The 13,840-nt window shown below is 73.0% G+C and carries 10 protein-coding genes; 8 read left to right on the top strand and 2 right to left on the bottom strand.

Annotated elements, in window-relative coordinates; all coding sequences use genetic code 11:
• Positions 1-29 precede the first annotated feature (29 nt).
• Complete coding sequence (locus ADK36_RS28540) at positions 30-1,226, top strand: L,D-transpeptidase (RefSeq protein WP_048585055.1); 1,197 nt, start codon at positions 30-32, stop codon at positions 1,224-1,226.
• Between the two features lie 108 nt (positions 1,227-1,334).
• Here the strand turns inward: ADK36_RS28540 and ADK36_RS28535 are convergent, their stop codons facing one another.
• Positions 1,335-2,069 (bottom strand): DUF4232 domain-containing protein, encoded by a 735-nt coding sequence (locus ADK36_RS28535; protein WP_048585056.1) that lies wholly within the window; start codon positions 2,067-2,069, stop codon positions 1,335-1,337.
• Positions 2,070-2,297: 228 nt separating this feature from the next.
• On the opposite strand from ADK36_RS28535, the gene ADK36_RS28530 reads away from it, so the two are divergent.
• Complete coding sequence (locus ADK36_RS28530; RefSeq protein WP_053199545.1) at positions 2,298-3,590, top strand: transcriptional regulator; 1,293 nt, start codon at positions 2,298-2,300, stop codon at positions 3,588-3,590.
• A gap of 24 nt (positions 3,591-3,614) precedes the next feature.
• On the opposite strand, the gene ADK36_RS28525 is transcribed toward ADK36_RS28530, so the two are convergent.
• Positions 3,615-5,132, bottom strand: coding sequence for a helix-turn-helix domain-containing protein (locus tag ADK36_RS28525; RefSeq protein ID WP_063776933.1), 1,518 nt, complete (start codon positions 5,130-5,132; stop codon positions 3,615-3,617).
• 271 nt (positions 5,133-5,403) lie between these two features.
• On the opposite strand from ADK36_RS28525, the gene ADK36_RS49065 reads away from it, so the two are divergent.
• From ADK36_RS49065 to ADK36_RS28495, 6 genes are all read left to right on the top strand, one after another.
• Positions 5,404-5,892 (top strand): peptidase inhibitor family I36 protein, encoded by a 489-nt coding sequence (locus tag ADK36_RS49065; protein WP_048585058.1) that lies wholly within the window; start codon positions 5,404-5,406, stop codon positions 5,890-5,892.
• 60 nt (positions 5,893-5,952) lie between these two features.
• Entirely contained in the window at positions 5,953-6,915 is a 963-nt protein-coding gene (locus ADK36_RS48250) for a hypothetical protein (protein WP_159029278.1), read from the top strand.
• Between the two features lie 64 nt (positions 6,916-6,979).
• A complete protein-coding gene (locus ADK36_RS28510; RefSeq protein ID WP_048585060.1) occupies positions 6,980-9,178 on the top strand; it encodes a hypothetical protein in 2,199 nt (732 codons plus the stop codon).
• Positions 9,175-10,152 carry an AAA family ATPase gene (locus ADK36_RS28505; RefSeq protein ID WP_078916555.1) on the top strand — a complete coding sequence of 326 codons (978 nt, stop codon included), beginning with the start codon at positions 9,175-9,177 and terminating at the stop codon, positions 10,150-10,152. Before ADK36_RS28510 ends, ADK36_RS28505 begins: the two co-directional genes overlap by 4 nt.
• Entirely contained in the window at positions 10,152-11,333 is a 1,182-nt protein-coding gene (locus ADK36_RS28500; RefSeq protein WP_048585061.1) for a DUF58 domain-containing protein, read from the top strand. Before ADK36_RS28505 ends, ADK36_RS28500 begins: the two co-directional genes overlap by 1 nt.
• Positions 11,330-13,654: a DUF3488 and transglutaminase-like domain-containing protein gene (locus ADK36_RS28495; protein ID WP_053199543.1), complete on the top strand. Its 2,325-nt coding sequence runs from the start codon at positions 11,330-11,332 to the stop codon at positions 13,652-13,654. Before ADK36_RS28500 ends, ADK36_RS28495 begins: the two co-directional genes overlap by 4 nt.
• Positions 13,655-13,840 lie beyond the last annotated feature (186 nt).

The raw sequence follows: 13,840 nt of genomic DNA, 5'->3' as shown, positions 1-13,840 counted from the left end.
CCACCTTTACGCCCCTTGCGGAGGCCCCGTTGTCACGCATACGTGTTCTCACCCATGCCCGGGCCGCTGTTGTGGCCGCCCTGCTGGCACCGCTCGCCGCCTGTTCGTCGAACGGCTCCCCGAACACCCCGGACGGCGAAGTCACTTCGGGCGCCGCCGACCGCCCGGTCACGGTCACCGTCACGCCCAGCGGAGAGAAGGCCCCGGCGGGCGAGCCCGTGAAGGTCACGGCCTCGGGCGGCAGGCTCACCTCGGTGACCGTCACCGACAGCGAGGGCCGGCGGCTCGCCGGCGAGGTCGCCGCCGACGGCCGGTCGTGGCTCTCCGACCGCAAGGCCGTACCCGGCGCGGCGTACAAGGTGACGGCGGCGACCCGGTCCGAGGGCGGCACCGCCAAGAGCACCGAGGCCGCCTTCACCACAGCCGAGGCGGACAAGGTCAACAAGGTCGACTGGCGACCGGGCGCCGGCGCCACCGTCGGCGTCGCCCAGCCGATCTCCCTGGTCTTCGACCATCCGGTCAGGAACCGGGCCGAGGTCGAGAAGCAGCTCAAGATCACCACCTCGAACGACACCGAGGGCTCCTGGGGCTGGCTACGCGACTGGTCCGGCCGCGACCGGGTGGACTGGCGGCCCAAGGCGTACTGGAAGCCCGGAACCAAGGTCACGCTGAACGCCGAACTGAACGGCACCGACTCGGGCGCGGACGGCGGCTGGTTCGTACGCGACTACAAGACCACCTTCACCATCGGCGCCCGGCAGATCGCCAAGGTCGACCTCGACCGCCACCAACTCACCCTCGTACGCGACGGCGAGACCGTCCGGCGCATACCGGTCTCCGGCGGCACGCCCGGCGGTGACAAGCGCTCCTGGCGCGGAACGGCCGTCCTCATGGCCAAGGAGGGCACGATCAACATGAACTCCGAGACGGTGGGCCTCGGCGACGCCTACGACAAGATGGTCGACTACTCGATGCGGCTGACCTGGTCGGGCATGTACGCGCACGCCGCCCCGTGGAACGCCCGCTACTTCGGCAACGCCAACCACAGTTCCGGATGCATAGGGATGAGCGACGCGAACGCGGCCTGGTTCTACGGGCAGGTACGGCCGGGCGACCCGTTCGAGATCACCGGCAAGGACACCAAGGGCGTGGTCGCACCCGGGAACGGCTTCGGCGCGTGGAACCTGTCGTGGACCGAGTGGCAGCAGAAGAGCGCGCTGCGCTGAGCGCGGAAGATCGCCGGCGTTCGCGGGAGTTCGCAGGAAGGCCCAGGTCGGAGACCTGGGCCTGCTTGCTGTCGGCAGGATGCTGCCGGTGTCTTACCGCCTACCGGCTCACCAGGCCAGGGCGTCGGCCATGGTCGACTGCCAGTAGGAGACCTGGATCGAGTCGTCGACGTACACGCCCTTCGCGGGGAGGGACGGGCGGGCGGCGGCGCTCGCACTCTGGTCGAGGTAGACCTCAAGGGACTTGGCCGTGTAGCCGTTGGAGCCGCTGCCGTCGGCGGCCGAGAGAAGGACGCTCGCATAGCCCGACTCACCGGGGGCCAGCGTGACGACCGCCTGCGGCTTGGAGTCCTCGAAGGCCGGCGGGACGGACTGGGCCTCGCCGAACCGGACCGCCGGATAGCCGACGAGGTTGCAGTTCTTCGAGCCGGTGTTGGTGACGGTGAGGAGAAGGTGGTTCAGGGGCCGGGAGACCTCCGTGGCGGTCGTCCTGGTGGAGGCGGGGGAGCAAGGGGTCCTGGTGGGCCCCGGGTCCTGGGAGCCCGTGGAACCCGACGATCCCGTGGAACCCGACCCGCCCGTCGATGCCGTTGCGCCGTCCGAACCTGCCGTGCCGCCGGTCGAGCCTGCGGCGCCCGAGCCCGCCGAGTCGGTTCCGCCCTTCCCGGTGGAGGTTCCTCCACTCGCCCTGGGCGAGGGCGAGGTGGAGGCCGTGGACTCCGATCCCGCCGCTGCCCCCTCGTCCTTGACGCCCTCTCCGTTGTTGCATGCCGTCAACATCAGCGTGGCGGCCGTGAGGGCGGTAGCGAAGAGCATGCGGGTGCGGTGGGTGTGAGCGGACATGTGATCCCCCTTGTGCGGTACGGGTGTTGGCATGGGCCGCTCGACCGGGTGCCGGAAGCGGCGTGCCGGGAGCGGCGTGCTTGGATGGCTCAAGCTTGTGCGGTGCTCCGTCCCGACCGCCACGACTGCCGGGGCATCCGGGACGCTGGAACGCCTGCGATAGCTCTGACCTGGGGGAATGCGTTACCCCTGGAACGGGGGTCCGGGACGCGGGGAGAGGGAGGAACGGTGGCGGGGGACGAGTTCGCGGAGCTGCTGGGGCAGTTGAAGGAGCGGTCCGGGCTCAGTTACGGGGTGCTCGGGAAGCGGCTGCACACGAGTGCGTCCACGCTTCACCGGTACGTCAACGGGGACGCCGTACCGACGGACTACGCGCCCGTGGAACGGTTCGCCCGGGTGTGCAAGGCGACGCCCGAGGAACTGGTGGAACTGCACCGGCGGTGGGTGCTCGCGGATGACCGGCGCAGGCAGAAGGCGGGCGGGGCCGCGGCGGCGGATGAGGTGGCGGCCGAGGCGGCGGGGAACGAAACAGCAGCGGGCGAGGGAACAGCGGGCCAGGCCGGTTCCGACAGTGGGCGGCGGACCTTGGCGGGGGTTCCCTGGGCTCGGCGGCGTACCGCCGTTCTCGCCGGGGCCGCGGTGGCCGCCGTCCTCGTGTCGGCCGCGCTCGTGGTGAATCTCGCGCCCGGCGAGGGGGACGACGACCAGGGCGGGAAGGAGTCCGTGGGGGCTGCCTCCCGGTCCGCCGGCTCCGCCGACGCGAGCCCCGGCTCCTCCAAGTCGCCCGACGCGAAGGGCAAGTCGGCCTCGCCGTCCGCCTCACGCAGCGGCACTCCCACGGCTCCCGCCTCCGCCTCCCGGAGCAGTGGGGCCGGGGCGGCCCAGGGCGGCGGATCCCAGAACGGGGCCAGTGCGCCCAACGTCGCCGTGAACCCGTACAAGTGGGAAGGCCCGTGCAGCCAGCACTACCTGGTCAACCGGGATCCCGAGCGGATGCCTCCGCCGCCGAGTGAGCAGGACGCGCGCGGATGGGCCACCGCGCTCGGCGGGGTCGCCGCCGGGCAGCAGATGCTCGCGCTGACCGTGCAGGGCACCGGGAAGGCCACGGTCGTCCTGGAGGAACTGCATGTGCGGGTCGTGGAGAAGAGCGCTCCGCTCGCCTGGAACGACTTCGCGATGGGCGTCGGATGCGGTGGCGGCGTGGACACCACGGCATTCAAGGTGGACCTCGACGCCGGGCGACCCGCGCTCTCCCCCAAGGCCGGTCAGCGCGACTTCCCGTACAAGGTGAGCGAGTCCGATCCCGAGGTCTTCTACGTCTTCGCGGACGCGCGGGCGCACAACGTGAGCTGGTACCTGGAGCTGGAGTGGTCCAGCGGTGACCAGCACGGCACCGTACGCCTCGACGACCGCGGCCAGCCCTTCCGGACCAGCGGGAACGTGGGACGGCCCACGTACGAGTATCCGCTGGGCTCGTCCGAGTGGGGGCGGAACGAGTACGAGCCCAACATTCCCGGCTGAGCGCGGCAGGAACCGGGGCTTCCCTCACTGCCACCGTGTGCCGTCGCTGACGGGGGACAGGGAGGGCCGGGTCTGGATCTTCGTCTCGGAGAAGCCGTACTTGTCGAAGACGGCCCGGTTCGTGATCGGGCGGTAGCCGTACCAGGCGTCCCAGAGGTAGGCCCGCGAGCTGTCGCTCGTCCTGGCCAGGAAGGCGTTGGCCAGCTCGCGGGCCTCGTCCCAGGCGCAGTCCGCGAAGACGCTGCCGCTGACGACGGCGACGCCGGTCCAGTCGTCCCAGAGGTTGAAGTAGATGGTCGCGTCGGGGACGTAGTAGAGACGGCTGCCGGGGCCGACCAGGTACACGCGGTCGTCGTAGGGCGTCTTGAACCGCTGTCCCGGCGCCGGGCAGACGGTGGTCGCGGACGGCGGGGACGTGGGGGCGTCCTGTGCCGGTTTCGCCGGCCGGTCGTCGACCGGCTCCACCAGGGCCGGGTCGACGGCGTCGGGGGAGGACGAGCGGTCGCAGCGCGGCCAGGCGTCGAAGTTCTTCGTGCGGCTCCACAAGCGGTGGGCGGCCTGAATGTTCCACTCCGGGTCCATCGCGTCGCGGGGTGTGCCGCCGAGTTCGCGCAGCGTGGCGTCGGAGATCTGGAAAACGCCCCACTTCCGTGTGCCGTCGGGGTTCGGCACGATGTGGAACGGATCGAGGAACGACTGGCAGTCGGCGAAGGCGACCGCGCGGTCGGGCACTTCGCGGAACACCTCGCGGACCCGTTCCCGCACCTTCCCGGGCGACCAGGTGTCCAGCTGGATCCTCGTCGCGTAGAGCGCCTTCTTCGTCTCCTCGCCGACCACTCCGTCGGCGTCGATGCGCGACAGCACCTGGAAGGCGGTCACCCGGCGCAGCGTCTGCGGGCCGAAATCGCCGTCGACGTCCAGCTCGGCCCCGGTCCGGGCCAGGAGCCGCTGCACCTCCCGTACGCACGCGCCGCGCTGCCCCAGACTCACCGGCTCGTCACACTCCGCCGAGAACAGCAGGCCCTCTTCGTCGCCGCCTGTGCCGGTTCCGGTTCCGGTCCCGGTCACTGCCGCGATTCCCCATGCCGTGGCCGCCAGCGCCAGTACGAGCGCGATCACGACGAGAGCCGTGGACTTCCCCCTGCGGTGCCATGGCGGACGGGGGTCGGGTCCAGCCTCCGGGTCCGGGGCCGGGGCCTCTCCCTGGGCCTGGTCCTCCCCCGGAGCCGGGTCCTTACCCGGAGCTGGGTCCTCCCCCGAGCCCGCGTCATCCCCGCTCCGCTCGGGCTCCCGGGCCGCGTCCGCCAACGCCCAGAGCCGGTGTAATCGGCGCAGTTCCTCCGGCGACGCCCCGCAGGCCGTGGCGAAGCGGTGTGCCGATCCGTAGTCCTGGGGGACGTACGAGCCGGAGCAGTACCGGTGCAGGCTGGAGCTGCTGATCCGGGTCTTCCGGGCCAGCGCCCCGTAACTGAGGTCCGCCCGTTCCTTGAGCGCCCGCAGACAGGCCGCGAACTCCTCGAACTCCACGGGCTGCGATCCCATGCGGCCTTCCCTGTCGGCGCCCACCGTCGTACCGCGCCGTCCCTCTGTCCCATCGGTGTCCCAGCGGGCCCACCGAAATGCGAGGTCACCACGCGCTTCGGCGTCCCAGCATCCCACCGGGCCGCGATGCGTTGCCAGGCGCCGGAGCGCGCTGCCAGCGTCGGCCTGGCTCGGGCAACGGGCCAGGGGCTCCAGGCAGACAGCCGTGGGCCTCCCTCGCCACCGCCCGCAGCCACGACCAGCACGTCAACACGACCAAGGGGAAACATTCATGAGGAGCAAGATCGCCACCGCGCTGGCGACCGTGGGGCTCACAGCCCTGAGCCTGACCGGCCTGACCGGCACCGCGCAGGCGAACCCCGAGTGGTACTCCGCGCCGCGGGCCGCCGCCCAGGGCGACTCGGCCGCTGTGTCGCCGATGGGCGTGAACGACTGCCCGGGCGCCCACCTCTGCGTCTGGGTCGACGCGGACTACGGCGGCCCCATGGGCACGTTCGAGCACAGCAACAACAGTTGGACGCCCTACTCCCAGCCCAAGTGCACGAAGACGGGCAACTGGAGCGACTGCGCCTCCTCGGGCTACAACAACGGCACGAGCGGCCTGGGCGTCCGCGTCTACGAGGACGTGAACCACAAGGGCGGTTCGAAGTGCCTCCCGAAGGGCTGGAAGGGCAGCACCTTCACCCGCGTGTACTGGGACGGCACCTCGACGAACATCAACGACAAGGTCAGCAGCAACAAGTGGATGGCCTGCACCTGACCCTCCCCACCCGGCGATCGGACGACTGGCAGGCTGATCATGAACCACCCTTCGCGACCGATGACCGCCCGTAGGACGGCAATTGCTCTCTCCGTGTTCGCGTGGGCCGCAGTCCTGATCTGCGTCGCCGGATGCGCCGCGGGCCCGGCTTCCCCGCCGGGCCCCGCGGTGCCCTCGGCACCCCCGGCGCCCTCGGCGCGGACACTTCAGCGCGCGGCGGCCGTCCTCACCAGCGATGCCACCGCGCTGCGCCGGCGTTGGCGGCTCTTCAACGCCCAACAGGCGCTGGACCAGCGGTGCATGCGCAAGCTGGGCCTGCGCTACCTGATCACGCGCGCCGGCCCTGAGCCGTCGGCCGGGATCACCACGGCCGACGTGCTCGGAACCGGATCACCAGCGGGCTACGGGGTGCTCCCGACGGCGGGCGAGGGACCACAGGACGCACCCGCGCAGGACCGGTACGTGCAGTCCCTTCCCCCCGCCGAACGGGCCCGCTACGTCACCGCCCTCAGCGGACGGCCCGATCAACAGGCCGCCCTGACGCTGCCCAGTGGCGACAAAGGGGCCCACGCCACCGGCGGCTGCTCGGCCCGGACACAGGAACGGCTCTACGGCAGTGTGCGCGCCGCGTTCGAGGACATCCTCGTGCCACAGGACGTGAACCTGCTCTTCGCCGGCTACCTGGCCCACGACCGGCACTACAAGGCGGCGCTCGGCCGATGGCAGCGCTGCATGGCCGGGCAGGGGCACCGGGCGCAGAGCCCTACGGCCCTGATCCAGTCGCTCCAGCACCAGGCCGACCGGGGAACGGACGCCGCCTCCCTCGACCGCGAGCAGCGCGCGGCCGCCACGGCGGACCGGCGCTGCGACGGCGAGAGCGGGCTGCGCGCCACGCTCGCGGCGAGGCGGGCGGCCTTCCTGCGGCAGCAGCCCGAAACGACGCTGTCGCGGCTGGAGGGAGTGTGGCAGCTCAGGCAGCAGGCGCTCCGGCGAGCCGCCTGGTCGGCCCCGCCTCCTCGCTGACACCCTTGTGGTCGCCAACTAACCTGAACCTCGGAGCAGTTGTGCGTCTCAAGGGGGGCGAGTGATGTCGGACTTCCGACGGCGTTACGCGGCGGCACTGCTCACGGCTGCCAGGACGACACTGCGGCCGACCGGCAACCGCGTCACCGCGTACGTCGCGGTCTGCGCGGCCGGCGCACTCGTCGGTACCTCGCTCGCCGTCGGAGCCGGCGCGTCCGCCGCCCGGCCCCGGCTCGCCGACATCGGCGCCTGGCTGGCCGCCGGAGAGAAGGGCGAGGTCGTGCACGCGCACGGCCTCACCGGTGCCGTGGACGGCAGGGCCGTACTGCCGGGCGGGACGGCGGGCCACCCGGTCTCGGTCGCGCAGGACGGCGACACCACTCTCGTGCTGGACGAGCGGACCGGCCGGGTCGTCCGGATCGACGCCGCCCAGCTGACCGCCGCACAGTCCGCGGACTACGGCGCGGCCGGGCTGCAACTGGTCTCCGGCGGCGCGTACGCGTATGTCGTCGACCCCGCGAGGGGCACCGTCCAGCGGATCGACCCCGCGCTGACGACGCCCAAGAGCCCGCCCGTGGAACTGGGCGGACAGCCGGGGGCCGCCGTGGTGGACGGGGACGGCACGCTGTGGGTGCCGCTGCCCGGCAGCGGCACCGTGGTGCCGTTCGTCGCGGGCCGGAGGGGTACGGCGGTCAAGGTGGCCGAGGCGGGCCACGATCTGACGCTGACCGTGGCCGCCGGCCGCCCCGTGGTGACCGACCGGACCGGCGCCGCGATGAAGGTGCTGACGGCCACGGGCGTGCAGAGCACGTTCGACCTCGGTGACGCGATCGCCGGGGCGGACCCGGCCGGCGTCCTGGTGCCGGCGGGCACCGACGGCTCCGCGGTGCCGGTGCTGGCCACCGGCAGCGGGGATCTGGTGGTGGTGAACGTCCGCAGCGGTCACACCCTGCGCGTCCGGGTGCCGACGGCAGGGCACAAGCCGGCCGCACCCCAACTGCTCGGCAAGCGGGTCTACATACCCGACGAGTCCACCGGCAGGCTGCTGGCTTACGACACCTCCCTCTCCGCGTTCACCCCACCGGTGCGGGTCACCGACGGGGCGGGCGAGCTCGAACTCTTCGTACGCGACGGGCTGTTGTGGGTGAACGACCCGGACGGCGCCGCCGCGGCGGTGATCGACGCCGACGGCGAGGTCAGGCACATCGGTAAGTACGGCACGGACGCGCCGTCCGCGCGGAAGCCGGGGGACGAGCCGGTCGAGGACGGCGTCCCGACGGGCGGGACGGTTCCGGTACCGGGCTCCCCCGCCCCGGGCGTCCCCTCCGGGGGTGCTCCCCGAGAGACGGCCGGGCCCCCGTCGACGCAGCCGGACCCGGATCCCAAACCGGATCCGAAACCCGAGCCCGAGCCCGGGGCCCCTGGATCACCGCAGGCGGAGTCGCGGTCGGGCGCCATCCGCATCACCTTCGCCAAGGCGTTGGGGGCGACCCCGAAGCGCTATGTCCTCAAGGGCGCGGCGCCGGACCAGACCGTCACCCCGGGCGGGATCGGGCCTGACGGCCCGTTCGCCTTCGAGGTCGAGGGCGGCTCGTGCGAGGAGCAGTACAGCTTCACCGTGGTCGCGGAGTACGGCGGGGGGAAGCCGGACAAGGAGTCGGCGCCGTCGGCGTTCGCACGCCCTTGCGTCGCGCCGGGGGCACCGCGGGATCTCACCTTCACCCCGACCCCGGGCGGCCACGGCGGCACGGTGAAATGGCAGCCGCCGCAGGGTGTGAGCGGCTCGGTGAAGTACACGATCAACGGGCCCGGCGGAACGGCGGAGACCACCGAGCCCAGTCACACGTACACGCGTCTGCGGAACAGCTTCAAGTACGCGGTGGCGGTGATGGCGAGCAACGCCGCAGGATCGGGCGCGTCGGCGTCCGGGCAGATGGACCTGACCCCGCCCTCCCAGCAGATGAAGATCGTGAACAACACCGCCAACGACACCCCCGTCGGTATCCGGGCGCTACCCACCACCGATGTGGGCGGCCGGCCAGGCGAGATCCCCGGTAACCCAGGCGGTCATCTCACCCAGGTCACCACCGTCCACTGCAAGGTGAAGGGCCAGGAAAAGACGTACGAGCCCACCGGTGAGAAGACCGATATCTGGGCCTACCACACCTTCCATCACCCTGACATCGACAGGGACATCACCGGATACACCTCCGACCTCTTCGTGAACTCCCGCTCCAACCTCGACGTCTGGGACTGCGAATGACCTCACCCCCCACCGACGGCACGGCGCGCCTGGCCCAGTGCTTCCACGCCCTCGCCGACAACGTCGAGCGCATCGTCAAAGGCAAGCGCGACACCATCGAACTGGCCCTGACCTGCCTGTTCGCCGAAGGCCATCTACTCATCGAGGACGTGCCCGGCACCGGCAAGACCACCCTCGCGCGCTGTCTGGCCTCCTCCATCGAGGCCGACTTCGCGCGGGTGCAGTTCACCCCGGACCTGCTGCCCTCCGACATCACCGGCGTCACCGTCTACCGGCAGAACACCGGCGCCTTCGAGTTCCTCCCCGGCCCGGTCTTCGCCAACATCGTGCTCGGCGACGAGATCAACCGTGCCTCGCCCAAGACGCAGTCCGCGCTGCTGGAGGTGATGGAGGAGCGCCGGGTCACCGCCGACGGCACCACTCACCCGGTGCCCCGCCCGTTCATGGTGCTCGCCACCCAGAACTCGGTGGACATGGGCGGCACTTACCCGCTGCCCGAGGCGCAGCTCGACCGTTTCCTGATGCGCATCACCGTCGGCTACCCCGATCACGCCTCCGAGGTCGCGGTCCTCACCGGAGCCGGGTCGGGCACCGACACCACCCCCGAGTCGCTGACCCCCGTCGCCACCGCCCGGGAGATCGCCGAGTTCGTGAAGGCCGCCGCCGAGGTGCAGGTGGCCGACGCGTTGTACGACTACCTGGTGCGGGTGGTGGCGGCGACCCGTGCGCTTCCCGACGTACGCCTCGGTGCCTCGCCGCGCGGCTCCGTCGCCCTGCTGCGCGCGGTCCGGGTGCGGGCGGCCTCGCAGTCCCGGCCGTACGCGTTCCCCGAGGACGTCAAGGCGCTGGCCGGGCCCGTGCTCGCGCACCGGCTGATCCTCACCCCGGAGGCCGAGCTGAGCGGCCGTACGGGCACGGACGTGATCGACGAAGTGCTGGCCACGGTGGAGCTGAACAACGGGGCACGCCTCTGATGTTGTCGGCCACCGGGTGGGGCACGCTGGCCGGGGGCGCCGCACTGACCACCGTCGGCTACACGCTCGGCTACGGCGAGGCGGCGGCGCTCGGCGTGACCTGTCTGCTCGCCGTCGCGGTCGCCGTCCTGTGGGCGCTGCCCGCCCCCGTACTGGGCGCCCAGCGGCGGATCGCGCCGAGCAGGGTGAGCCGGGGTGATCCCGCCGAGGGCGTGGTCACCCTGACCAACACCGGGGGACGCACCCGGCGGGGCCTGCGTGCCGTGGACCGGTGCGGCGACCGGGACATCCCCGTCGACGTACCGGCGTTGCGGCCGGGCGACGCGCACGAACTGCGGTACGCGCTGCCCACCGCACACCGCGGCCGCGTGCCGGTGGGACCACTGCGGCTGGAACGCACCGATCCGCTCGGGCTCGCCCGGCGCATGCGCCCGTACGGCGCTTCGGACACGCTGCTCGTACGGCCCCGGATCTGTCCGCTGCCCGTGCTGCCGTCCGGGCAGGCGCACCATGTTGAGGGGCCGGCCTCCGACGCCGCGGACGACGGTTCGCTGACCTTCCACGCGCTGCGCGAGTACGTGCTCGGCGACGACCTGCGACGGGTCCATTGGCGGTCGACGGCCCGCACCGGCACGCTGATGGTCCGCCAGATGGTCGATGTGTCGCTCCCGCACACCACGCTCGTGCTCGACACCCGGCGGCGTGCCTACGCCTCGGAGGACGACTTCGAGCTGGCCGTGGACTGCGCGGCCTCCGTCGCGTACGCGGCCGCCCGCTCCCACTTCCCCGTGCACCTGGCCGGCGAGGCGGGACCGCTCCTGCACACCGACGGCTCGGGCGGCGACGGCGAGGCGCTGCTGGACGCCTTGGCCGTCGTGCGCCGCTCGGACCTGGCGTCCGTGGCCGCCGCCTTCGACGGCCTGGAGGCCCACCGCGGGGGCGGGACGCTGGTCGTCGTCACCGGCACCGGCGACACCCGGGGGCTGAGCGCCGTCGACCGGGTACGGCGCCACTTCGACCGCGTGACCATGCTGCGCGTCGGCGCCCGGGCCACGGGCACGGCCGCAGCCCAAGCAGCAGCCGCGCACGAGATGTCCGGCCCCGGTGCCGACGTACCGCAGACGCGCGTCGCGTCGCTGGACGAACTGCTCGCCGGCTGGCGCTGGGAGGCCGTGCGTTGAGCGTCACCGCCCCCGTCCGCACCGCCCCCGCTGCCTCTCCGTCCGGCCAAGGCCACGTACCGGATCCGGACCGGGCCCGACGGCTGTGGTCGCTGCTGCCGGTGGCCGCGCTGTCCGCCGCCGTCGGGTACGGATTCGCCCCGGTCTTCCGTCCGTCCGACCTGCTTCCGGTGCTGGCGGTGGCCCTCCTCACCCCGGTCGTCCTGTCCGCGGTGCTGTCGGGGCTGCTCGGCCGCCACCCCGCCCGGCAGGGCCGCGAGGGCCACCCCACCCTGCCACTGTGGCCGTCCGCGCTGCTGACCGCCGTCGCCTGGGCCGTCGTCGTCAGCGCGACGCTCTTCCACGAGGTGAGCGACGGGCTGCCCGGCGGGCCCGCGCTGCGCGCCGCGTGGTCCGCGCTGCTCGACGCCCCGCACGCGCTGCTGTCCACCATCCCGCCCGCGCCCGGCGAGCCCGAGCTGCTGGTGCTGCCGCACGCCGTGGTCTGGACGACCACCGCCGTCTGCGCCGAACTCGCCCTGCGCACCCGCGCCCCGCTGCTCCCGGCCCTCCCCGCGGTCCTCGCCTTCGGCTTCCCGCTGGTGCTCGGCGTGGACGGCCCGGGATCCTCGTACCCGGCCGCGGGCGCGCTGGCCGGGGCCGCCGCGCTGTTGGCGCTGGTCCGTTCCCGGGCCCGGCTTCCGTTGCGCGCCATGGCGCTTCGGCTGCCGGCCGTGGTCGCGCTCGGCCTCGTCGCGGCGTTGCTCGGCCCGCACCTTCCCGGTCTGGGCACCCCCTACGACCTGCGGAAGACGGTCACCCCGCCGACCGTACGGCCGGAGTCGACGAGCCCGCTGGACCAGGTCGCGGCCTGGATGCGCAACGGCGACGAGGAGGTCTTCACCGTACGGACCTCGGGCGCGGCCCCCAGGAACTACCGGCTCGCGGTCCTCGACCGGTACGACGGGACGACCTGGACCAGCGGCGCCGGGCTGACCCGCACCGGTGGCCGCGTCCCGGCGGAGAAGGACGCCGCCCCGGACGGCACCAAGAGGCTCGAACAGCGGTTCACCGTAAGGTCGTTGCCCGGCATCTGGCTGCCCGCCGCCGACCGCCCCTCGGCTGTGAGCGCGCCCGAAGGCACCTCCCTCTCGGTCGACCCGGACAGCGGGGTGCTCTCCACCGGAGAAGCGGTCCCCCGCGGCTTCACCTACACCGCGACCTCCCACCTCCCCGTGTACGACGCCGAGCGGCTGCGGTTCGCGACCGCCGCCCACGACCCCGCACGGGTGGACCTCCCGGACCTCGACGCGGCCGGGCAGCCGATTGCCTCCGTACGGTCCTTCGCGAAGATCGCCGAACGGGTGACCCGGGGCGCCACCCACCCGTACCAGCGGGCCGTGCGGCTGGCGGACTGGCTGCGCGCGACCTACCGGCTCGACGCCGGGGCGCTGCCCGGACACACCTACCGGAGTCTGGAGTTCTTCCTGGCGGACGGCGGACGCGGCACGTCCGAGCAGTTCGCCGCCTCGTTCGCGGTACTGGCGCGCACCCTGGGCCTGCCCACCCGGGTGGCCGTCGGGTTCCGCCCGGGCACGCGGACCGGCCCCGGCACCTGGCAGGTACGGGGACGGGACGTGCTGGCCTGGCCGGAGGTGAGGTTCACCGATGTCGGCTGGGTGCCGTTCCACCCGACACCCGGCGAGGCCGAGCCGGGCGGCTCCTCCGCCGTGGCCGTGGAGAGGCCCGGGGAACGTCAGCGGGCGCAGGGGGAGTCCGCCGAACCGGCGCGGCCGCCGACGCCGCCGCGTACGCCGGACGAGACGGCCCCCGCCGCCGGGGGCGCGACCGGCTCCGTGCTGCCACCCCCGTGGCTCACCGTTCCGCTCGCGCTGCTCCTGCTCGCCACGGCCTATGTGCTGTACGCGCTGTGGCTGCCGCACCACCGGCGCGGCAGACGCCGCAACGACCCGGACGTGCGGCGCAGGGTCCTCGGGGCCTGGCAGCAGATCGTCGAACGCCTCACGGAGATCGGCCTGCCCGCCACGGGAGCGCACACGGCACAGGAGATCGCCGCCTTCGGCGCGCAGCACGTGGGCGGCCCCGTGGGCGGGCGCCTGCCGGCCCTGGCCACCCTGGTCAACGAGGTCGAGTACGCGGGCCGCACACCTGACAGCGCGGCCGCCGACGCCGCGTGGTCGCAGTGCGAGGCGGTCGAGAAGACCGTCCGGCACCGCGTTCCGCGCCACATCCGCCTGCTCCGCCTCCTGCGCTCGGCGGCGCCGGGCCGTCGACGGCCTCGCGGCGCCCGCCCGCTCCCGGTTCCCGTACGACGAAGGTGATGCGCGGTCCCGACCGGCACCGGCCGGGACCGCGCCCCGTCGTTCAGGACCCGGCCCGAGGAGGGCGCGTCACGCGGTCACCGGTAGGTCCCCGTGCCCAGTAGTTCGGGCAGCGGGTTGACGAGACCGCCGCTCGGCGACTGCCGCTGGGCGGAGGGTCCGGCCGGCCAGACCGCGGGGCAGTGG

This window comes from Streptomyces viridochromogenes (assembly GCF_001270495.1).
Taxonomy (GTDB): Bacteria; Actinomycetota; Actinomycetes; order Streptomycetales; family Streptomycetaceae; genus Streptomyces; species Streptomyces viridochromogenes_A.
Note: the sequence above shows the minus strand (reverse complement) of the source record. Positions and strands in the feature narration are given on the sequence as shown.

Bases quoted from the DNA above. Each gene is read 5' to 3' on its own strand.
- ADK36_RS49065 (WP_048585058.1), top strand. From the start codon at position 5,404: ATGAGGAGCAAGATCGCCACCGCGCTGGCGACCGTGGGGCTCACAGCC.
- ADK36_RS28510 (WP_048585060.1), top strand. From the start codon at position 6,980: ATGTCGGACTTCCGACGGCGTTACGCGGCGGCACTGCTCACGGCTGCC.
- ADK36_RS28500 (WP_048585061.1), top strand. From the start codon at position 10,152: ATGTTGTCGGCCACCGGGTGGGGCACGCTGGCCGGGGGCGCCGCACTG.
- ADK36_RS28525 (WP_063776933.1), bottom strand. From the start codon at position 5,132: ATGGGATCGCAGCCCGTGGAGTTCGAGGAGTTCGCGGCCTGTCTGCGG.
- ADK36_RS48250 (WP_159029278.1), top strand. From the start codon at position 5,953: ATGACCGCCCGTAGGACGGCAATTGCTCTCTCCGTGTTCGCGTGGGCC.
- ADK36_RS28535 (WP_048585056.1), bottom strand. From the start codon at position 2,069: ATGTCCGCTCACACCCACCGCACCCGCATGCTCTTCGCTACCGCCCTC.
- ADK36_RS28505 (WP_078916555.1), top strand. From the start codon at position 9,175: ATGACCTCACCCCCCACCGACGGCACGGCGCGCCTGGCCCAGTGCTTC.